The 18,735-nt window shown below is 69.8% G+C and carries 23 protein-coding genes and 1 tRNA gene; 7 read left to right on the forward strand and 17 right to left on the reverse strand.

Going from position 1 to position 18,735, the window contains the following annotated elements:
• The first annotated feature begins 52 nt into the window (after nt 1-52).
• Nucleotides 53-124: transfer RNA gene (locus tag HUX53_RS39175), tRNA-Arg, on the forward strand.
• 132 nt (nt 125-256) lie between these two features.
• Here the strand turns inward: HUX53_RS39175 and HUX53_RS39180 are convergent.
• The 16 genes from HUX53_RS39180 to HUX53_RS39255 form a co-directional block, all read right to left on the reverse strand.
• The gene (locus HUX53_RS39180; protein WP_176408316.1) at nt 257-1,624 is read right to left on the reverse strand and encodes a site-specific integrase; all 1,368 of its coding nucleotides are present in this window, start codon (nt 1,622-1,624) and stop codon (nt 257-259) included.
• Nucleotides 1,621-1,815, reverse strand: a complete 195-nt coding sequence (locus HUX53_RS39185; protein ID WP_176408317.1) for an AlpA family transcriptional regulator — start codon at nt 1,813-1,815, stop codon at nt 1,621-1,623. The genes HUX53_RS39180 and HUX53_RS39185 overlap by 4 nt, the downstream gene beginning before the upstream one ends.
• A 352-nt stretch (nt 1,816-2,167) precedes the next feature.
• Complete coding sequence (locus HUX53_RS39190; protein WP_176408318.1) at nt 2,168-3,736, reverse strand: hypothetical protein; 1,569 nt, start codon at nt 3,734-3,736, stop codon at nt 2,168-2,170.
• Nucleotides 3,733-4,668: a bifunctional DNA primase/polymerase gene (locus HUX53_RS39195; protein ID WP_217920416.1), complete on the reverse strand. Its 936-nt coding sequence runs from the start codon at nt 4,666-4,668 to the stop codon at nt 3,733-3,735. Before HUX53_RS39195 ends, HUX53_RS39190 begins: the two co-directional genes overlap by 4 nt.
• Entirely contained in the window at nt 4,665-5,816 is a 1,152-nt protein-coding gene (locus HUX53_RS39200) for a DNA cytosine methyltransferase (RefSeq protein ID WP_176408319.1), read from the reverse strand. The genes HUX53_RS39195 and HUX53_RS39200 overlap by 4 nt, the downstream gene beginning before the upstream one ends.
• Nucleotides 5,813-6,166 (reverse strand): hypothetical protein, encoded by a 354-nt coding sequence (locus HUX53_RS39205; protein WP_176408320.1) that lies wholly within the window; start codon nt 6,164-6,166, stop codon nt 5,813-5,815. Before HUX53_RS39205 ends, HUX53_RS39200 begins: the two co-directional genes overlap by 4 nt.
• A 269-nt stretch (nt 6,167-6,435) precedes the next feature.
• Nucleotides 6,436-6,564, reverse strand: a complete 129-nt coding sequence (locus HUX53_RS42160; protein ID WP_255206041.1) for a hypothetical protein — start codon at nt 6,562-6,564, stop codon at nt 6,436-6,438.
• A 143-nt stretch (nt 6,565-6,707) separates the two neighbouring features.
• Complete coding sequence (locus HUX53_RS39215) at nt 6,708-8,966, reverse strand: FtsK/SpoIIIE domain-containing protein (RefSeq protein ID WP_176408321.1); 2,259 nt, start codon at nt 8,964-8,966, stop codon at nt 6,708-6,710.
• On the reverse strand, nt 8,966-10,240 hold the full coding sequence (locus HUX53_RS39220; RefSeq protein ID WP_176408322.1) for a DUF2637 domain-containing protein: 1,275 nt from the start codon (nt 10,238-10,240) through the stop codon (nt 8,966-8,968). The genes HUX53_RS39215 and HUX53_RS39220 overlap by 1 nt, the downstream gene beginning before the upstream one ends.
• Entirely contained in the window at nt 10,237-10,485 is a 249-nt protein-coding gene (locus HUX53_RS39225; RefSeq protein ID WP_176408323.1) for a hypothetical protein, read from the reverse strand. Before HUX53_RS39225 ends, HUX53_RS39220 begins: the two co-directional genes overlap by 4 nt.
• Complete coding sequence (locus tag HUX53_RS39230) at nt 10,482-10,889, reverse strand: RRQRL motif-containing zinc-binding protein (RefSeq protein WP_176408324.1); 408 nt, start codon at nt 10,887-10,889, stop codon at nt 10,482-10,484. Before HUX53_RS39230 ends, HUX53_RS39225 begins: the two co-directional genes overlap by 4 nt.
• Nucleotides 10,886-11,152, reverse strand: coding sequence for a hypothetical protein (locus HUX53_RS39235; protein WP_176408325.1), 267 nt, complete (start codon nt 11,150-11,152; stop codon nt 10,886-10,888). The genes HUX53_RS39230 and HUX53_RS39235 overlap by 4 nt, the downstream gene beginning before the upstream one ends.
• Complete coding sequence (locus HUX53_RS39240) at nt 11,149-11,727, reverse strand: hypothetical protein (protein ID WP_176408326.1); 579 nt, start codon at nt 11,725-11,727, stop codon at nt 11,149-11,151. The genes HUX53_RS39235 and HUX53_RS39240 overlap by 4 nt, the downstream gene beginning before the upstream one ends.
• A gap of 5 nt (nt 11,728-11,732) precedes the next feature.
• Complete coding sequence (locus tag HUX53_RS39245; protein WP_176408327.1) at nt 11,733-11,933, reverse strand: hypothetical protein; 201 nt, start codon at nt 11,931-11,933, stop codon at nt 11,733-11,735.
• Nucleotides 11,934-12,027: 94 nt separating this feature from the next.
• A complete protein-coding gene (locus HUX53_RS39250) occupies nt 12,028-12,450 on the reverse strand; it encodes a WhiB family transcriptional regulator (RefSeq protein WP_176408328.1) in 423 nt (140 codons plus the stop codon).
• A gap of 6 nt (nt 12,451-12,456) precedes the next feature.
• Nucleotides 12,457-12,603, reverse strand: coding sequence for a hypothetical protein (locus HUX53_RS39255; RefSeq protein ID WP_176408329.1), 147 nt, complete (start codon nt 12,601-12,603; stop codon nt 12,457-12,459).
• A gap of 169 nt (nt 12,604-12,772) precedes the next feature.
• Between HUX53_RS39255 and HUX53_RS39260 the strand changes: the two genes are divergently transcribed.
• Together HUX53_RS39260 and HUX53_RS39265 are read left to right on the forward strand one after the other, a co-directional pair.
• The gene (locus tag HUX53_RS39260) at nt 12,773-13,540 is read left to right on the forward strand and encodes a GntR family transcriptional regulator (protein ID WP_176408330.1); all 768 of its coding nucleotides are present in this window, start codon (nt 12,773-12,775) and stop codon (nt 13,538-13,540) included.
• 21 nt (nt 13,541-13,561) lie between these two features.
• On the forward strand, nt 13,562-14,722 hold the full coding sequence (locus HUX53_RS39265) for a type III PLP-dependent enzyme (protein WP_176408331.1): 1,161 nt from the start codon (nt 13,562-13,564) through the stop codon (nt 14,720-14,722).
• Between the two features lie 51 nt (nt 14,723-14,773).
• On the opposite strand, the gene HUX53_RS39270 is transcribed toward HUX53_RS39265, so the two are convergent.
• Nucleotides 14,774-15,667, reverse strand: coding sequence for a DUF4231 domain-containing protein (locus tag HUX53_RS39270; RefSeq protein ID WP_176408332.1), 894 nt, complete (start codon nt 15,665-15,667; stop codon nt 14,774-14,776).
• An 82-nt stretch (nt 15,668-15,749) separates the two neighbouring features.
• Between HUX53_RS39270 and HUX53_RS39275 the strand changes: the two genes are divergently transcribed.
• The 4 genes from HUX53_RS39275 to HUX53_RS39290 form a co-directional block, all read left to right on the forward strand.
• Nucleotides 15,750-16,337 (forward strand): TIR domain-containing protein, encoded by a 588-nt coding sequence (locus HUX53_RS39275; RefSeq protein ID WP_176408333.1) that lies wholly within the window; start codon nt 15,750-15,752, stop codon nt 16,335-16,337.
• A gap of 416 nt (nt 16,338-16,753) precedes the next feature.
• Nucleotides 16,754-17,365: a Crp/Fnr family transcriptional regulator gene (locus HUX53_RS39280; RefSeq protein ID WP_176408334.1), complete on the forward strand. Its 612-nt coding sequence runs from the start codon at nt 16,754-16,756 to the stop codon at nt 17,363-17,365.
• 127 nt (nt 17,366-17,492) lie between these two features.
• A complete protein-coding gene (locus HUX53_RS39285) occupies nt 17,493-18,278 on the forward strand; it encodes a hypothetical protein (RefSeq protein ID WP_176408335.1) in 786 nt (261 codons plus the stop codon).
• A 17-nt stretch (nt 18,279-18,295) separates the two neighbouring features.
• Nucleotides 18,296-18,735, forward strand: a 440-nt coding sequence (locus tag HUX53_RS39290; RefSeq protein WP_176408336.1) for a helix-turn-helix transcriptional regulator, incomplete at its 3' end; no start/stop codon positions are given.

Below are 18,735 nucleotides of genomic sequence, written 5' to 3' on the forward strand. Positions count from 1 at the left end.
GTCACCCCGCCAACCCTGCTAACCTTCTACCGCGCCCCCACACGGGCGCAGGGCCCCCTTAGCTCAGGGGATAGAGCAACGGCCTCCGGAGCCGTGTGCGCAGGTTCGAATCCTGCAGGGGGCACCTCTCAACGATCAGCCGGTTCCCGCGCTTGACCTGCGGAAACCGGCTTCTGTCGTTCATGGGCCATGTGACATCAGATGCCACCGTGGGACGCCGTATGCCACGGCGCGCGTTCCATTTGTGTTCCGGCTGTCAGTCGCCGAGGGCGTCGTCTATGAGCCCCTCCCATACGCGGTCCTGACCGGCTATGACCTTGGCGTAGATCTTCAAGAGCACCTCGACACTGTGTCCGGCCCACTCGGCGACCTGCGTAGGCGGGACGCCGGCTTGGAGCCGTAGGGACACCCCGGCGTGCCGTAGGTCGTACGGGCGCCGAGCCAGGTCGGACGCCTCCTCGACGGGCGTGAGGGCGACCGTGCGCGCTCGGTGCCACGTGCGCCCATAGCCGGACGGGAGGAGCACTCCCCCGCGCTCCGTGCGGAACAGACGGCCGTCGGGGGCGACGCCGAACCGGTCGATGTGCGCCCGCAGGATCCTGACGAGTTCCGGCGGTATGGGGACGGGCCGCTTGGCCTTGCGGTTGCGGCCTTTGAGTCCGCGGTCATCGTGGTATTCGCCGGAATCCGTCCACTCGGTGCCGACCGAGGGACGCGAACCGGCGAGCATCAGGCGGCCCCATCCCGTCGAGGGAAGGTTGCAGTCGACATCCCGCAGTGAGACGACCTCGCCGGGCCGCATCATCGCGTAATAGACGCACGCGAAGAACGCCACCATTCGAGGACCTCGCCGAGGTCCGGCGTAGCTAACGGCCGTGAGGAGTTCCGCCATTTGGCGGGGCGACGGGACAACGGCCGGGTCTACCTCCTCCCACACCTCGTCATCCTGCGTCGGTTTCCAGTCGAGACCGTCGATGGGGTTGACCGCGAGGCGTTTCCGCTGAACGGCGTACTTGAGCACGTTGTAGAGAACCCGGCGGCGCCGCGTGTAGTAGCTAGGCGCGGCCGGCGTTCCGTCCAGCTTGCGGGCACACGCGTCCAGAACCCTCGTGATGCCCTCGAACTCGGCGAGGTCGGCGAGCGGAACACCGGTCTTTGTCGCCCATGTGAGAGCGGCCGCCACCTCGGCGGGACGCTCGGCGTCACGCCGAGCCTTGTTGAACTCCCACCGGCGGAGTGCCATGCGCAGCGTTTCCGGGTCGGGCGCTCCCCTGTGCTTGGCTGTAAGCGCGACCGTGACGGCGGTCAGCGTTTCAGCGATCGAAATGCGCTGTTTGGCGGATACCTTGTCCCACCGGTCGTCAACGTAGTCCCGAGCGTGCTGGTACCAGCTCACGGAGAGCGCGGCGCGAACCTTGGACTCGGGAAGACCGGTCTCGACGTCGAATGCCTCGCCTCGCCGGGCAGCCTGGATGAGTTCCGACTTGAAGCTGTCGGCCAGTTCCCGAGTGGTGAATGGTCGCGACTGGACTTTCCCGCCCACCACCCAGCGCAGGACGTACGGCCGTTTCCTGCCCTTCTTTACGGTGACCTTCCAGAACCGGACGTCGTAGCTCTTGTTCACGCGGTCCTCTCTTCGAGGCTGGAGAGCCAGTTCTCGAAGTCCACTCGGCGGATCCGAAGCTTGCGGTTCGGCAGGACGGTGCAGGGCGGCGTCTTGCCGAGTGCGCGCCAGCGCTGCCACGTGCGCCGAGTGATGTCGAGTTCGTCGAGGATCTCGGGAACCGTGATCCACGTGTTGGACCTCTGGGCCATTTGGGGGCGTTCACCTCAATCAGTCCGGGTGTGATCGGTTGGGGCGTCGCCGGCGGCGTGCTTGGTGGTCTGTGCGCCGGTGACGGCGTGCTGCTGTGTAGAGAGGGCTGAAACATCTCCGCATCTCCGCATGTCCGCACTTGGGTGCGTGACCTGCGGTGATGTGTGCGGAGATGGGTTGGGTGGGGCTCTGGCCATCTCCGCAATCGGGGGTCCATCTCCGCAACCGTTGCGGAGTTGCGGAGATGGACGAAGACCGGTGGTGGTGACCTCCGCAGGTATCACCGCAGGTCGGCGGTGGGTTTGCGGGGTTGCGGAGATGCGGAGATGTTTCAGCGGGTTTCGGTTCGGGTCACTGCTCATGGTGTTCGACCCAGAAGACGTTGCGGTCGCCGCGGTCGTGCTTGCCGGAGCGGATGACGTAGTCGCCGCGCCAGCGTCCGGTCTGTCCGGTGAGCAGGCGTCCCAGGGCCAGCGGATTGGGCAGGCGGCCGGTGTGGGTGGTGATGAACTGGCCTTCCCACCGGTCGTGTTCGTCCAGGCCGATGCGGTCGGGTTCGCCGGAGCGGCGTAGCTCGGCAGCGGTCATCGGCTCGGCGCCGTGCAGGTCATGCCAGCAGGCCAGGAACGCGCGCCACCGAGTTTCGTCCTCGTCGATGTCGCGCACTTGGGCGGCGTTGGCCAGGAACCCGCCGATGCCGTGGTGGGTCAGGAACCCGCCGAGGGCTTGCGCCCATGGGGTGAATTGGCGCATCGAGACCGTGTCGGCGCGCGGGGCGCCACTGCCCGTCCAGTCCAGGACCATCACCAGCAGGTGCCACAGAACGGTGAGCTGGTTGGCGGGCGCGGTGATCCACTGGTCAAGGTGCGGGATCCCGAAGCGGCTTTGGTCGCGTTGCTCGGGCCGGGGCATGTTGGGGTCCAGGTGCACCCGGACGGTGCGCGATGCCATGTCGCCACCGACTTGGAGGTTGTTGCCGGTGGCCATCCATAGCCGGTCGTTGACGGTGGCGATGTTGCGGGACGCGCCGAGCTGCCGGTCGGACCACACGCCGGCGGTGACCAGCAGTGCCAGGGTCGCGGAGTCGATGACGGTGCCCTCGGCGAGGTTGTCCCACACCACCACGCCCACCTGTTCGGCCAGGACGGCAGTGATGGACTTGCGGAGTTCTTCCTCGGTGTAGGCCCAGGGCATGACGCGCTGGCCGTAGAGCATGCCGGGACCGCCGGTCAGGATGGACTTCCCGGATGCGGGCATGGTCGCGTCGATCAGCGCGAACGGCGTCAGGGAGCGGGTGAAGTGCCGCAAGATCGGGGTGACCAGAAGCGCCACATAGTTCGCGCGGTCGGCGGCACTTGACCATGGGAAGTCGCGCAGGAACCGGTTCAGCAGGAAGTCACGGGCACCGTTCACCTGTTCGGCGGTGGGCCGTTCGGGAACGGGTGGCAGCGCGACTTTGGAGGCCAGGTACAGGCCGGTGGCGGGGTCGTAGCCGGGGCGTTGCAGCAAGGTGCCGTCACGTCGCAGCACCGGCGCGCCGATCACGCCGCGCAGCGGGGCCAGGCCGGGCCAGGTCTTGCCGGCCAGCACTGACGACAGGATGTCGCGGGCCGGGGTGACCTCTTCCTCGAAGGTCTCGCTTGCGCCGTTGCCGGTCTTGCGGGACCGGACGCGGTAGACGTAGGCGTGTTCGGCCAGCAGGCCCGCGAGAGTGGCGGGGGTGATCGGGCTGGCGGTCACCGGGAGCGGTGAGTCTTCGTCGGCGGCCGGGGACGTCTGCCCGCCGGACACAGTCTCCATGTGCACCAACGATCCGGCGGACACGTAGGTGTCGGGCAGGGTGCCGCCGGCGAGTTCGGCTTTCAGGACGCGGATGGTTTCGGGGCCGGATCCCACCTGCAGGTGCGGCTTGGCGGTCATGCGGGCACGCTCCTAGGTCGTTGAGTGCCAGCGCGGAACCCGGACCGGACGGTCCGGCGGGCGGCCATCTCGGCCAGCCCGGTGCGCAGGGCGGCAGCGGTCAGCAGTTGTTCGGTGTCGTCGGGGTCCAGGGCGCCACCGGCCACCAGCTGGCCGAGGGCGACGGCGGCGCCGTACAGGGTGGCGTTACGGCGGCCCTCGGGCGCGGCGGCGAGCGCGTCCAGGCTGGCGGTGACCGCCTTGCCCAGGTAAGCGCCGCGGTGGCCGGTGGCCAGGTCGACCGTGACGGGGCGTTGCGCCGGCAGCGGCGCCGGTCGCAGCCGTTCGGCCAGCCAGCCCGGCAGCGGCGCTGGTGCCGGGGTGTGGATCGGGGCGTAGGCGCCGGTCCCGTCCGGCAGGTCGACAAAGGATCCGGGTCCGACGACGTATCCGCCGTCGCCGCGGGTGTCGACCTTCCAGCCCAGCCCGTTGCCGCGGTCGTCGGAGGTGTTGGTCAGCCGGATTCCGTCGGGTGCGGTGAAGTACAAGTGGAACCCGCCGCGCCGGGTGCGGACGTGGAAGGTCTCCAGCGGCATCGCCTCGCCCGCCTGTTCGCACACCAGCGCGAACACGTCGGCGCCGTCGTTGACGCCGGGCAGCGCCCACCGAGGCGGCGGGCGTTCGCCGGGCTTGGGCATGTCCAGGTCGATCACCAGCAGACCGGACGGGCCGCACGCAATCCCGATGTTGTAGGGGCGCCGCGCCCATATCCGCCGGATCACGTCGGGGTCTGTGGTGGCCGTACGCGTCCACCGCACCCCGTGGGGCGGTTCCTTGTCACCGGGCGCAAGCGGGAAGACGTGCCAGCCGCGCGCGGCGGCGGCCAGCGCGTACCGCATCAGCACGGCGGCGCCGGGCCGCGAGGATGCGTGCGGCGGTGCGGGTTCGGTCACGCCGCTGCCCCCTCACCAGTAGGCAGGACGAACAGGTCGAGTTGTGGTGAGGCCGGACAGTCCAGACCGGACCGGGTGTGCGGGGTGGCCGGGCGGGTGTGGCCGTAGACCTCGGTGAGGCGTTGCCAGACGGCGGGCTGCCAGGGGCGGCGGGTGGCGGCGCCGAGGACGGCGGCGGCCATGACCGGGGGTACGGCGTCGGCGATGCGCTGGAATCGGGATGAGCGTGACCCTTGCCAGGGGTAGTCGGACGGGAAGGTTTGCAACCGTCCGGCGTCGTGGTCGGTGAGGCGTCCGGCGACGGGTCCGAGGTCGGTGCGGTACCAGGTGCGGGCGCCGTTGCCGGTCAGTGACAGTGCGGGCCGGTCGGCGGCGAACTCGTTGCCGCCGGAGGTGCGGCGGTTGCCGCGGGTGTTGACTCGCACGCCGTCCGGCCAGCCGCGGGCGGCGGCCATCGACGTCAGCGGGAACGGCGTAATCGGGTTGGGCGGCCGGTCGGTTGGGCCGGGGCCGAACCGGTGGCAGTCCCACCGGTCCCGGTAGGGCAGGCCGGTCAGGTCGGGGGCGCCGTCGCGGGTGGCGATCAGGAACACGCGGGTGCGGCGGGTGGCGGCGCCGAAGTCGTCGGCGCGCAACGTCAGCACGGTGCAGGCGTCCCACCGGTGGCAGGCGGCCAACTCGGCGGCGAACTCTCGCCAGATGCCGGCGACGGCGGGCACCTGTTCGGCCACCACCCAACGCAGATTCGGCGCGTCGAGCGCAACGTCGAGGGCTTCCAGCACCAGCGCGGTACGCGGGTCGGCGACCTCGGCGCCGATGCCGTCCAGGGTCCGGCGCGGGTGGTGGCTGTCGGCGAGGTGCTCGACGGCGGTCAGGACGGTGGCGTAGTCGGTGCGGCCCGACCGTTTGCCGGACGCGGCGTAGGTGGGGCAGGGCGGTCCGGAGATCCATCCCTCGGCGTCGGCGAGGCGGGCGGGGTCGAGGGCGCGCACGTCGGCTTGCACGCGGGGGTGCCCGGCGGCGTGGGCGGTGCGGCAGGCGTCGGGGTTGGTCTCGTAGCCGAGGGTGGGGGCGAGGCCGATCATGCGGGCGCCCTCGGACAGGCCACCGGCGCCGGCGAACCCCTCCAACACGGTCATGTGGGTCATGCGGCGTCCTCGGGCAGGATGATCCGTCCCTCGGGCGTGAGCACGAACTCGTGCCCGTGCTCGCACGTCCACAGGTCGCCGAGGGCGTCGGGGGCGAGCGCGGCCCAGCACGTCACCTCGGTGCGGCAGGACGGGCAGTCCGGGCCGTCGAGGACGGGCCAGCGGACGGCGGGGATGGAGAAGTCGGCGGGGCAGGCGCGGCAGCGCCACACGTTGACCTCGGCGCCGTCGGCGAGGGTGGCCGGGCCGATCCATGCCACGTCGGCAGGGCGCTGGCAGGTGGGGCAGTCGGGCGCGGCCAGCATGGGCCATTGCTCGACGGGCGGGAGTTCGGGCGGGCTGTGCGTCATGATGGAAGGTGCCTCCTTCTAGGGACCTCGTTGGGGTCCGTGATCGGTTGGGGGTGCGGCTCTCGGCGGCGTGCTTGGTGGCTTGTGCGCCGAGGGCCGCTTTTGCGTCCAGGGCGGGCGCGTCTCCTCACTGGCGGTGGCGGTTGGTGTTCTTGAGGTGGGTCCAGATGCGGCGGCCGGGTCGGAGTTGGGCGCCCTTGCCGCTGCAGCGGTTGCAGTAGCGCCAGGCGCGGCCGGACGGGGAGCGGAACCGGCCGGCGCCGTCGCATTTACGGCACGCCCGATACGGCCAGATGACGCAGTGGGGACAGGTAGCCGGCGGCGGCCAGGACGGCGAACAGCAACCACGCGCCGAGGTTGAGGCCGGTGTCGCTAGCGGTGGCGAGCAGGGGGCTCAAAGGTGCCTCCTAGGGCGGTTTTTGGCATGGGTGCAGGTAGGGGCCGCTAGATGCTTGATCGCTGGTGGCGTGGGGTGTGGGTCGCTAGCCGGGCCGCTAGGTCTAGCGGTGGGGGCCGCTAGACCTAGCGGGCCGGTCGGGTGTCACGGGGCGGTGTTGCCGTGGCTGTCGAGGGCGTCGCGGATGTGCGCGGCGGTGATGCCGCGGCGGTTGCCGCCCTTGCCGGTTTCGTCCTGTCCCCAAATCTGTCCGGTGGCGACGCCGTAGGGCTTGAGGGCGGCGGCCAGGTGCTTGGCCTTGCCGGTCGGGTCGAGGTCGCCCCATGCGCCGTAGGCGGTGGGGCGTAGGTCGGCGAGGCGGGTCACGATGGTCTCGGACCACACCTTGTCTTCGCCGGGCAGCAGGACGGCGGCGATGTCGTCCAGCAGCGAGGAACCGTCCTCGGCGGTTGGGGTGGTGTCCTCGCCGGCGGCGTAGCCGGTGAGGGTTCCGGCGGTCTTGCGGGCGGCGCGGGCGCGGTCGGCGATGCGGTCGGCGGTGGGGCCGTTGAGGTAGTAGCCGCGGGCGATCTGGGGTTCGTCGGCCTCTCCAGCGAGGTAGCCGATGCCGCGGTCTTGCTTGGTGAAGGTGGTGGCGCGGATCCCGTTCTTGTACATCGAGGTGCCGAGGATCATGTCGTTTTCGAGCTGGCCCATGACCCGTAGGCAGAACCGGATGCCCACGTTCGCCGAGATTCCGGTCGGCAACGAGTCCTTGTCCGGGCGTTGTGTGGCGAGCAGCAGGATGACGCCGAGGGCGCGGCCACGCTTGATGATCGCGGTGGCCAGTTCGCCGGCCTCTTTGCCGTATTCGGGGTGGGAGAACAGCTCTTGGCACTCGTCCACCACGAACACCAGCGGCCCGAGACCGTAGGTGGTGGAGGCGGCCAGTTGCGGGGTGACCTTGTTCTCGGGACGGACGTCCTTGGGCAGTCCGGCCAGCGTCTTGGCGCGGCGCTCCAGGTCCTTGTAGACCTCGCGGAGCGAGGCGAGGCACTCGCCGATGGTGGTGTCGTCGGGGCCGCTCCCGTAGTGGTGGGCGACCTTCTCGGCGAAGTCCAGGTCACCGGTGCCCTTGAGTTCGAACACCCGAAGCTGCGCGGTCGGGTCGAGGGCCGCGGCCAGTAGCGGCACCTTGAGCGCGAACGTCTTGCCGGCGCCGGGCATGGCGCCGATCAGCATGTTGGCATACATCAGGGTGAGCGTGACCGGGCGTCCGCGCTGGTCGGTGCCGAACGGGATGGCCTTGAACACGTCCGCGGCGGCGCCGGTCTTGGCCAGCGGCCACACCGGCGGGCGTACCTGGTTCATGTCCTGGTCACCGACCCACAGCACCAGCCGTCCGGCGTGCTGGTGGTGGGCGGGTTCGGGCCACACGCAGCCCAGCGGACGGCGCAGGCCGGAGGCGAGGCGGTCGCGGCGTTCCATGATGTCGGTAGCGGTCACGCCGTACGGGAGATCGACCTCGGCGCGCCAGCCGGGACCATCGCGGGTGATCGGCGCGGGGAAGGTGATCCCGGATCCGCCCTTGCCGACCGCCTTGTTGATCTCGGCGTTGCCGAGCGCGGCCAGCGCCCGCACCACGATTTCCGAGGTGAGCTTGGGCGCCTTGGTCGAGACAACCGCGGTGTCCAGGATGCGGCGGTCGGTCGGCGTGCCGATCCACCCGAGCAGGAACACCAGCGCGGCCAGGACGGCGGTTTGGGTGACGCCGCCAGCGGCGGCCACCGACACGGCGGCCAGCCCGCCACCGACCACACCGGCGCCGGTCACCATGAGGCGGGCGCGGACGCGGTCGTTGCGCTCACTCATCAGCTTCAAGTACGCCTCGTCGTTGCGGCGGTCGATGGCGTGTGTACGCAGCGGCCGGGCGTCCATGTCGAACGTCCACCGCCACGTGCCGGCCACCACCCGGAACAGGCCACGGGGCGAGCGTCCGGCCAGCCGCAAGCTGTAGAGCGGGATGCGGGCGGCGTGGTAGCCGGTGACGTGGCTGGCGTAGCCGACCGCCCACCGGACGGTGGCGCGTGCCTCGCTGCGGTCGCGCAGCCACGGCGCGATGATCGGGCGTCGCTGCGCACGCTCACCGGTCATCCGGCGGGCGCGCACGTCCGGCCGGAACGTGTCGGGACGGTCCACCAGCACGCGGCCCTCTAGCGCGTCGCCGTCGTCCGTGCCGTCGTCCTCGGCGCCGTCGCCGGACGGGACGGGCGCGGGCGGGTCGGTCGGCGGGGTGCCGTTGCCGGCGCCGTTCGGTGCGGTGGCCGGGGCGTCGAGGGCGGGCGACGGGTCGGTGTCGGCGCTCGGGTCGGTGTGCTTGACGGGCAGGTGTACGACCTCGCCCATGGCTTTGGCGTGGCTCATCACTGGGTGTCCCCCTCGGCGGCGTCCTCGGCGTCGGACGGGTTGGCGGTCGAGTCGGTGGCGGGTTCGGTCTTGAGGCGGGCCAGCAGGGCGCCGACGCGGGCGTTACCGGCGCTCTGTCCGGCCTCGCGCAGCCGGATGGCCAGCGCGTTGCGGGTCAAGGGCTGACGGTCCTTGGCGAGGTCGGCGGCGATGCGCCGTCCGAGCGGCATAAGGTCCTCGACGTCCGGCGGTGGCGCGGCGGTCTTGCGGGACCGGGGGGCGGACGGTCCACCGGTGCGGCCGGTGGACCGTGCGGCGCCGGTCCGCTTGCGCGTCCGGGACGGCGTGGCGGACGGTCCGGTGTCGGTCCGGATGGACGGTCCGGCGTCGAGGGCCGGGCGGTCCACCGCCGACAGGTCGGGACGGTCCTCGGACGGTCCACCGGACGGCGCACCGTTGCTCTCGGCGGCGGTGAGTTCGCCGAGCCGGTACAGGGCACGGACGCGGCGCGGTGCGTTGCGGCGCCATGCCCACCGGCCGTAGGTGTCCTGTAGGTCGGTCAGGGCCAGGAGGCGGGCGCGTTCGCGGGCGAGCGCGTCGGGGTAGGAGCGGATCTCCCACAGCACCATGCGGCGCCACAGCTTCATGGTGGGCCAGGGGGCGAGGATCCACCGGGACGTGCGGATTCCGTCCATGCGGGTTCCGGCGGCGATGCCGGCGCGGATCCGGATCACGTGCGCGGCGATCTCGACGGCGATGACCCACAGCGCGGGCAGGACGGCGTGTGCGACCTTGCCGAACACGCCGTGTTCGCCGGCGATGTTGAGGTAGACCGTTGCGGCGGTCAGTGCCCACGGGATGAACCGCAGCCAGCGAATCCGCATGTCCAGCCGCGCCAACACGATGTCGAGGGCGGCGAAGATAGCAATGCCCAGGTCGATACCGAGGGGCACCGTCCAGGCCAGCCGACCGAACGACGGCCGGGACGCCTCGGCGACGGCGGCGAAGCTGTTGACGAATCCCAGCAGGCCCAGGACGGCCACCAGCGCGGCCACCACGGCGACCGCGGTGAACTCGCTGCTGGTCAGCGCGCGTCCTCTCGGCGAGGCGCCCGCCGAGGTGTCCGGGGTGCGCTCGGCGCCGTCGAGGTCGGCGGCGGTCGGGGTCTCGTTGGGGTGCGTGATCGGTCGGGTGGGCGCGGGAACCTCGGCGGCGTGCTTGGTGGGCGTGGTGGTGGATGCGCCGAGGGCCGCGGCCAGGGGCGCGGGCGTGTGGTGGTTGAGCGTGGTCATCCGGCGTGCCTCCCATCGGGAACGGTGCGGGCCGGGTTGGAGTCGAGGGCATCGGCGCCGAGGGACTCGGCGGGGTGGTATTCGGTGTCGAGGTCGGCGGCCATCACCGACCGTCCGCACGGGTTGCAGCGGAAGCGGACCGGGCCGCCGTCCAGCGGCGTGCGGCAGGTCGGGCAGCGCTTGACCGGACCGGCGTGCAGGATCCGGCGCGGCGCGGCGGCGTAGACGGGCGTGGGCGTGGTCATGCCGCGGTCACCTCCACCTCGGCGAGGTCGGCGCCCTCGGCGCACTCCAGGCACTCGCCGAGGTGGCGGGGCAGGACGTATCCGGCGTCGCGGCGGCAGGTCGGGCAGTGCCGGCGGGCGGCCAGCGCCTTGCCCAGGGCCGCGCGCTGCCGGTCGGTCGGGACGCGCTTGGGCAGCGCGAGCCGGACGTCGTAGAGGTAGGCGGCGCGCACACCGCCACCACCGCGGCGGGAGTTCCACAGCACCTGTCCGGCGATCTCCTGACCGCCGGGACGCAGGCCCTCGGCGGCGAGTTGGCGGCGGGTGCGCAGGTGACCGGGGGCCATGCGCCACGGCCACGTGGGGATCCCGTACCGGGCGCCGGTCGGGTCGAAGAACCGCGCGGGGCTACGGCGGCGGGTCATGCCGTCACACCCCCCACCGGCGCGGGCACCAGGTTGGGGCGTTGGACGGTGACCAGGTGCCAGCCCTCGGCGCGCAGCAACCGGTAGGCCAGCACGCCGGCGGCCCCCGTGACCGCCACGGCCGTCACGGCGGTCAGGGCCGCGGTCGGCGCCGGGTGGGTGACCAGCAGCACCCCGGCGGCGGCGGCCAGCCGGACCGGCGAGGCGCACACCCAGCACACCACGGCGGCCAGGACGGCCAGCGTCAGAAGGACGGTGATCATCGGGTCACCCCCAACCCGTCCAGGGCGACCAGCACGGGGGCGCACCGGTCGTCCAGCAGCTTGGCCAGCCGCTTCACCGACGCCTTGGCATCGACGACGGTCAGCCGGTCGGGTGCGTCGGCCGGGGTGTGCAGCTCGGCGGCCGGGATGTGGAACATCAGGGCAGTGGTGGTCAGCATCGCCGGGCGGCGCGACAGCCGGTCGTGGTCGGGGATGTGGTAGCCGCGGTTCCACCGGTCGCCGCGGTCCCAGTCGCCGAACCCCGCCACGGAGGCGAGCACCGACGGGCGCGGGACCGTGATCAGCACGCGGGCGATGAGCGCGTCGTCGATCTCACTGGAGTCCAGGGCCACCGACTGCAGACGCTCGGCCGTCCAGGCCACGTAGGGCGGCGCCATGACCGGCGACGTGGCCACCTGCCACGCCGCGGCCGTGAACGCCACCGGGTCACCGGTGACCGTGCCGTCCTCGTCCCAGGACGCGAACAGCTTCGGGTAGCGGCGCAGGTACACCCCGAACCGGGACACCCCGTCGGACGCGCGGTGCCGGTCGTCGCGGTCGTTGAAGACGAACATGCCGATCACCTCGCGTCCGGGGTGTCGTGGGCGGGTGACGCCCCCTCGGCGGGTGCGTCGAGGGTGGCGTCGAGGTAGAGGGAGACCAGCGCCGAGGTTCCGCGGCGCGGGTAGGGCCGGGAGGTCTCCAGCACGGTCACCACGTCGGCGATGCGGGCGGCGGCGGTGTCGACCTCGGCGGGCAGACCGGTCAGGCGGATCTTCACTGGACACCTCCCAGCAGGAGCACCGCGCCGGCGAGGGCGAGGAACACCAGTGCGATCAGCACGCGGATCCGGGCGTGCGGGTCAGCGCCGAACATCACGCCACCTCGCCCAGGTCCGGGGCGGGCAGGGTCCGGACCTCGCGGCGCAGCGCGGCCAGCTCGCGGGGCAGGTAGCCCGCCCACACGCCCCACGAGGGGCGGATCCGCAGCGCGTAGTCAAGGCACAGGTCCCACACCGGGCAGTCCTCGCACACCTGCCGGGCCACGTCCTGCCGGGCCAGCCGCTCGGCGATCGGCTCGGACTCGAACGTGTCCGGGCCCATGTGCAGGTCCGGGTCATGCCGGCAGTCGCCGCGCTCCCCCAGTTCGGACACCAGGTCCACCAGCGACAGAGCGGACGGGTCAACGGCCATGCGGTCCTCCTTGCGGGTCGTGATCGGTCGGGTAGGGCGGCCCTCGGCGGCGTGCTTGGTGGCTTGTGCGCCGAGGGGCAGCGGGTGCGGGTGGTAGGTCGTCATCGCCGGTCAGCCCAGCGAACCGGCGAAGGTCGTGATCGCGTGGATGATCTGGTTGACCAGCGCGGCGGCCTTCTCGGGGTTGTTGATCGCGAAGATGGCGACGGCGATGCCGGCGAGCCACTGCGGGATGTTGCTGGACTTCTGCGGGAACACCTGGGCACTCCTCAGGTCGAGTGATACGCCAAACGTTTGGCGTTTGACGTACTCTCGATTGTGGCCACGCCGGAGCAGATGTCAAGAGGCACCAATCGTTTGGCGTTTCGCGCTAGCTCTGGTTAGGTGGACCTAACACAGCGGGTCGACAGTGGAGAGGAGCAGGTAGATGCCCACATCGGAGCGCCACGGGTTCCGCGACATCGCCGCAAAAATCCGTGAAGAAATCATCGACGGCCGGTACCCCACGGGGTCCGTGCTGCCAGCCGAGCCGGAGCTTGCCGACCGGTACGGGGCTTCCCGTAGCTTGGTGAACCGGGCAATGCAGGTACTCGCAGCCGAGGGCATGGTCCGTCCTCAGCAGGGACGGGGAACCATGGTCACCTGGCTACCGCCGATGCTCCACTCACCTGCCCGCTACGACCGGGCAAAGCGCGAGAACAACGGCGCCCGCGGCGCGTTCGACGCCGAGGTTCGCGCCCTCGGTCTGGAGCCCAAGCACGAGATCACCACCGAGCACGCCGAACCGCCGGCCGAGGTCGCCGAGTTGCTCGGCGTGCCGACCGGTGAGGCGAACTGCCTCGTCCGTCGCCGGCGTCTCCTCGCCAGTGACATCCCCGTCCGGATCAACGAGAGTTGGTTCCCCCTCGACATCGCCGAGGGCACCGTCCTGGAAGAAGACGGCCCGGTGATCGTCGGCGGCGTCAAGAGCGCGCTCGCCGAACTCGGCTACCCGCAGGTCTCGGCGCGCGAGCGGATCACTCCTAGCCGCCTGCCCACCGACGCCGAGGCGCGGGCGCTGGAGATCAGTCCCGAGCGGACGGTCATCCAGATCACGCACGTCGGCATGACCGCCGAGGGCCGAGCCGTCGAGGTGACCGTCACAGTGGCGCCCGCCCACTACCTGACGGCCCAGTACGAGTTCCCGCTCGCCTGACAACCGGAGAGACCACGCCCGATGATCACGCGCCTAGTCCAAGACCACGTCCAGACCCTTGCCGGCAAGGGGGAGCTACCCGCGTTCGTCTACGACCTCGCCGCGCTGCGAGAGCACGCGGCCGAGGTCAAGGCCGCGCTCTCGGCGCCCGGTGCGCCGGAGATCTTCTACGCCGCAAAGGCCAACCCCGACGCGCCGATCCTGCAAGCGGTCGCCCCGTACATGGACGGCATCGAGGTCGCGTCCGGCGGCGAGCTGGCACACGTCCGCGAGGCGCTGCCGGACGCGCGCCTCGCGTTCGGCGGCCCCGGCAAGACCGATGACGAACTCCGCCAGGCGCTCGCCCTCGACGTCGAGCGCATCCACGTCGAAAGCCCGTACGAGCTATCGCGCCTCGCCGAGATCGCCCAGGCGGCCGAGCGTGAGGTCGACATCCTGCTACGCCTCAACCTCGCCGGCGACCGCAGCGGCGTCGCGCTCGCCATGAGCGGCCCGTTCGGCATGGACCCCGAACTAATCGAGTCCTGCACCGACATCCTGACCGCCTCGCCGCACGTGCGCCTACGCGGCATCCATGCGCACCTGGCGTCCGGCCTGGACGCGTCCGCCATGGTCGCCCAGTCCACCGAGATCCTCACGTGGGGCCGCGCATGGCTCGACAGGATCGGCCACACCGGACCGCGAGAGTTCAACCTCGGCGGCGGCATGGCAGTCGACTACAGCACGCCCGGAACCCGATTCGACTGGAAGCAGTACGGCACCGACGTCGCCGCGCTCGCCGAGCCGGGCGAAACGCTGCGCATCGAACCGGGCCGCTCCATCAGCGTCTACGCCGGGTGGTACATCACCGAGGTACTGGACGTGAAGAAGGCACACGGCCAGTGGTACGCCGTCCTACGCGGCGGCACCATGCACATCCGGACACCCGTCACCAAGCAGCACAACCACCCGTTCGACATCCTCGCCGGCAACGGCGACGGTCCTGCAGCCGCCGGCGAACCCGTAACCCTCGTCGGCCAACTCTGCACACCAAAGGACGTCTTCGCACGCGAGGTCCCCACCGACCGCGTCGCCGTCGGCGACCTAGTCGCCTTCTCCATGTCCGGCGCCTACGCCTGGAACATCTCCCACCACGACTTCCTCATGCACCCAAAGCCCACCCATCACTTTCTTGGCCACTGAGAATAAGACAAGAGGGGCTCCGATTTCTGACCGGAGTCCCTCTTTCGCGGACTACGATTGAGAGCGCGAAGCCCGCCACCGCGTGTGCTCTCTACTAATTGCATCCTCGGCATCATTGACTGCTTGAGCCCAACTCTCTTCGTCTTGGGCCATCTCAAGCCGCACTCGTGCATCACTCAGGTCTGCAACAGCCACAGCGTACGCCGTACCAACCTGATCATGTTGTTGCGCCTCAAGCCATGCCCCGACCGCACCCATTCCTGTCGCTACAACCGCATCAATCGGAATGTTGACAACTGCGCCAGCCTTAAGGAGTCCCGTAACACCACCCAATATTTCCAACGCGAGCAAGATGTAGCGCCACATATTCGCCCTCTTTTTGCTCTTGCGGGATTTGCCGGAGTACCATGCAAGTTGATCCTCTAGACGATGCTTCAGATACCCCTCTTTGCGTTCAGAGAGTGAACTTTCCCGCAAGTCACGCATCGCTTGCGTAACCGTGGTTCCTCCTATCGGGGCCAACGCTTCCAGTCGACTCGAACGTCTCAGCGCCTTCAAATCGTCAACAAAGAGCAAAACCTCGTCAAGCATCACCCCTCCCTTGGGATAAGGGTTACCGCCAACCGCCCATTTCCATGTCAGAGTTTTCGCGGACTCAGCCAAGGCCCGCCCCTCGTACCAAGCGCGTTCTGGTTTGCCATGCAAGAGGAAGGCATCAAGAGCGAGGGCCACAAAGAAGGCGACAGAGGCCGCCAAAGCCGCCCAATCGATGCGAGAACTCCCAATGGTGACTGCTTTTACACCTAGCGCTGCAGCAGCCACGGTCAGTACGAGCCGGAGGCTCGTCTGGGACATGTACTGACGCCTCCCCTCTATGGCAGTGGTGTCGGCGGCCCTGAACACCTGGGGGAAGTCGTCCTCGGAGAGACCTTGCACGGAAGTCATGCGCACAATCATGCCGCATGCGGCGTCGTGAGTGCGATACTCTGACCTATCCGCACCCCTGGATCGGACCACGGGAGTCCACGTGACCACTTATGGACAGTATCGAGTACTCGAAGCCGCTCAGAAGGCCGAAGCAAGCACCTCGGATCCAACGCGACACAAGGCATTTGTGTCGTACCATGCGGCCGATGCAGACGAGGTCAAGACATTCATCGAGGATTACGGACACGTATTCATTCCTAAAGTAATCGGCGTCAGCGACGAGGATGACTTTATCGACAGCAACGACACCGGATACGTAATGCAACAGATTAGGGATAAATACCTGCGCGACTCCACAGTCACGATAGTTATGATTGGCGCCTGCACATGGGCTCGGCGATATGTAGACTGGGAGATTTATTCCACCCTCAGAAGAGATAAGCTGAACCGCCTCAGCGGACTAATGGCGGTCACGCTCCCGAGCGTTTCCAAAATCTCTCGCCAGCTCCCTCCCCGCCTCAACGACAATGTGGACGGCGATAACGAGTCATACGCGCGCTGGTGGAAATACCCGGAATCAGCCACTCAACTTCGGGACTGCATCGAGGATGCGTATCAAGCCAGAACTAGCCGCGCCAAACTCATCGACAACAGCAGGTCCCGCAAGGAGAGAAGCTCTCCTTGCTGATGCGCTCACACCGCAGTACACACCTGAGTGGCCAGTCCGCAGGTGCGCGCCACCGTGATGTCCTGCCTCACGGACTTCCGTCTTGACGTTGATCCGACATCCGAGGTGTACCGGACGGGGGAGCCCATGGCGTTCCATGTACGTCCGCACAACGCAGTGTCGGAGACATCCTTGCAGCTCAACTCACTGATAGCTGCTGGTCTCCGGAGCCGTGTGCGCAGGTTCGAATCCTGCAGGGGGCACCTCTCAACGATCAGCCGGTTCCGCTTGGTAGCGGGAACCGGCTTTTTTGGTTCGTGGGCTATTTGGGGGCGGCGGCCGGAAACGGTCGGGGGGCGGCCGCATGCGGACGGGGAAAAGGGCGCGGGGGTGTGGCCGGTCGGGAAGAGTTTCCTCCGAACGGGGGGAGGTATTCCGTGGACGGCTTCTGGTCATTGATTGACGGCGGAGAGCGGCGGGAGTTGTGCCGGGCGGGCCGGATCCGTGTTTTCCCGGATGCGGCGCGGTTGTGCGTCGAGGGGCGGCGGTCGGAAACGGTCATGGTCCTTTTGGACGCGCATGTCCGGGTCAGCCGGCGGGCGGGCGGCGGTGCGAAGTGGCTCGCCTGGCGGGGACCCGGCGACATCATCGGGGAAATGTCGCTGGTGCTGAACACGCCGCATTCGGCGACCGTCGCCACCGTGCGGGGCGGGCGGGTCCTGGTGCTGTCGCAGGAGGCGTTCGACGCGGTGGCGCGGCGGCATGACGGGCTGCAGCGGGCGCTGCTGCGGGTCACCGCCGAGCGGCTGCGCAGCGCCGACGACGAGCGCAGCGCCGCCGAGGAGAACGTGCTGCCCCGGGTCGCGCGGCTGCTGAGCAACCCCGGGGCCGCGCCCCGGTTCCAGCACGAGATCGCGGACCTGCTCGGGGTCTCCCGCGCCTCGGTGGTGCGGGCGCTGTCGAGGCTCCGGGCGAGCGGGGTCGTCGCGACGCGGCACGGGTCCATCGTCGTCCTCGACCCGGCGGGGCTCGGCCGGTTCGCGCCGTGAGGGTGGCGCACGTGCGCCTTACCGGCGGGTACTTCTTTCGCCTGATAATTCTGCGCAATGGGTGATCGGGTGCGGCGAATCCGCTTTTCGTCCCGGCTGACCTGGGTCGACACGGGAAAGAAGATCGTTGTTCCCGCGCCGGGACGGCTGCGGCGGGTTGACCCGTGGCGACGGTTTCTCTCAGGGTTGCTCCGTCCAGACGGCAGGGGGAGTCCTCGATATGGATGACAATTCGCGGCCGGGCGGCCAGAGCGCAGTCGGCATCGTCGCGCGGGTGAATCAGAAGATCAGCGATTCGCTGATCGGCGGGCGGGACATTCTGCAAGTCGGCGACAGCAGTGTCGGCGTGCAGGGCACCAGTCTGATCAACAGCAAGCTGGTGATCAAGAATGGCGGGAGTTCGCGGGCCGTTTCCGCGCCGGCCGTCGTGCTGCTGGTGCTCGTGGTCGTCACGGCCTCGGCCTTCTTCGTCTTCTCCGGCCCGGGGATCGACCCCGGTGTCGTCTCCGTTCCGGGCAAGGCGGGGGCGCGCAAGACGCTGGAGGCGCTGAAGAAGGCCGAGATCGCGGGGGATGCGCCGGCCTGGTGCGAGATCGCGCAGCCGGACGAGGCGAACTGCGAGACGCAGATCTCCGGCGTGTTCCGGCGCGCGCCCGAGTCCTACCGCGACGAGGTCGGCAAGGCCGGCGTCGGCGACATCACGATCAAGGACGACACGGCCACCGCGATGATGGTGTTCGACGGGACGCGCAAGGGCACCATTCGCCTGGTCTGGTGGCGGAACCGGTGGCAGATCCACCCCGTCGACTACCTGTTCGGCATCGGCGCGAACGGCCTCTACCTGTCCATCGTGGACTCCGCCCATGGCCGCGGTCCCCTGGACGGCCTGCTCAAGGGCCTTGGCGGCCAATGACCCGGCGCGGCGATCCGATGGAGGCGAGGCTGGCCGAGCGGCTGCGGCTGCTGCTCCTCCGGCGGGAGCACCGGCTCGGCCGCGCCCTCGCCCGCGCGGAGCTGGCCCGGCGGATCAGCGTCTCCAAGAGCAGCCTGTACGCGTACCTGAAGGGGACGACGGTTCCCCGCGCGGACGTCTTCGACCGGCTGCTGGTGGAGCTGGACGCCGAGCCCGCCGAGATGCGCGAGCTGAGCACGCTGCGCGACGCGATCGAGGTGGCGCAGCACCGGGAGCCGCGGCGCGCCGGCACCCTGCCGGTCCCGCGCCAGCTGCCGCCCCCGACCCGCCGGTTCGCCCGGCGCGCCGCCGACCTGGAGCGGCCCGCCCGGCGGGAGCACCGGCCGGCCGCGCCCTCGCACCGATCGCCGCCCGCGCCGGCCCCGCCCGCGCCGGCACCACGCCGCTCGCCCCCCAC

Origin of the sequence: Actinomadura sp. BRA 177 (assembly GCF_013372625.1) — a bacterium.
Classification (GTDB): Bacteria; Actinomycetota; Actinomycetes; order Streptosporangiales; family Streptosporangiaceae; genus Spirillospora.

Coding starts and splice junctions, on each gene's coding strand:
- HUX53_RS39185 (WP_176408317.1), bottom strand. CDS start 1,815: ATGGCCCAGAGGTCCAACACGTGGATCACGGTTCCCGAGATCCTCGAC.
- HUX53_RS39190 (WP_176408318.1), bottom strand. CDS start 3,736: ATGACCGCCAAGCCGCACCTGCAGGTGGGATCCGGCCCCGAAACCATC.
- HUX53_RS39200 (WP_176408319.1), bottom strand. CDS start 5,816: ATGACCCACATGACCGTGTTGGAGGGGTTCGCCGGCGCCGGTGGCCTG.
- HUX53_RS39205 (WP_176408320.1), bottom strand. CDS start 6,166: ATGACGCACAGCCCGCCCGAACTCCCGCCCGTCGAGCAATGGCCCATG.
- HUX53_RS39215 (WP_176408321.1), bottom strand. CDS start 8,966: ATGAGCCACGCCAAAGCCATGGGCGAGGTCGTACACCTGCCCGTCAAG.
- HUX53_RS39220 (WP_176408322.1), bottom strand. CDS start 10,240: ATGACCACGCTCAACCACCACACGCCCGCGCCCCTGGCCGCGGCCCTC.
- HUX53_RS39225 (WP_176408323.1), bottom strand. CDS start 10,485: ATGACCACGCCCACGCCCGTCTACGCCGCCGCGCCGCGCCGGATCCTG.
- HUX53_RS39230 (WP_176408324.1), bottom strand. CDS start 10,889: ATGACCCGCCGCCGTAGCCCCGCGCGGTTCTTCGACCCGACCGGCGCC.
- HUX53_RS39235 (WP_176408325.1), bottom strand. CDS start 11,152: ATGATCACCGTCCTTCTGACGCTGGCCGTCCTGGCCGCCGTGGTGTGC.
- HUX53_RS39240 (WP_176408326.1), bottom strand. CDS start 11,727: ATGTTCGTCTTCAACGACCGCGACGACCGGCACCGCGCGTCCGACGGG.
- HUX53_RS39250 (WP_176408328.1), bottom strand. CDS start 12,450: ATGACGACCTACCACCCGCACCCGCTGCCCCTCGGCGCACAAGCCACC.
- HUX53_RS39260 (WP_176408330.1), top strand. CDS start 12,773: ATGCCCACATCGGAGCGCCACGGGTTCCGCGACATCGCCGCAAAAATC.
- HUX53_RS39265 (WP_176408331.1), top strand. CDS start 13,562: ATGATCACGCGCCTAGTCCAAGACCACGTCCAGACCCTTGCCGGCAAG.
- HUX53_RS39270 (WP_176408332.1), bottom strand. CDS start 15,667: ATGACTTCCGTGCAAGGTCTCTCCGAGGACGACTTCCCCCAGGTGTTC.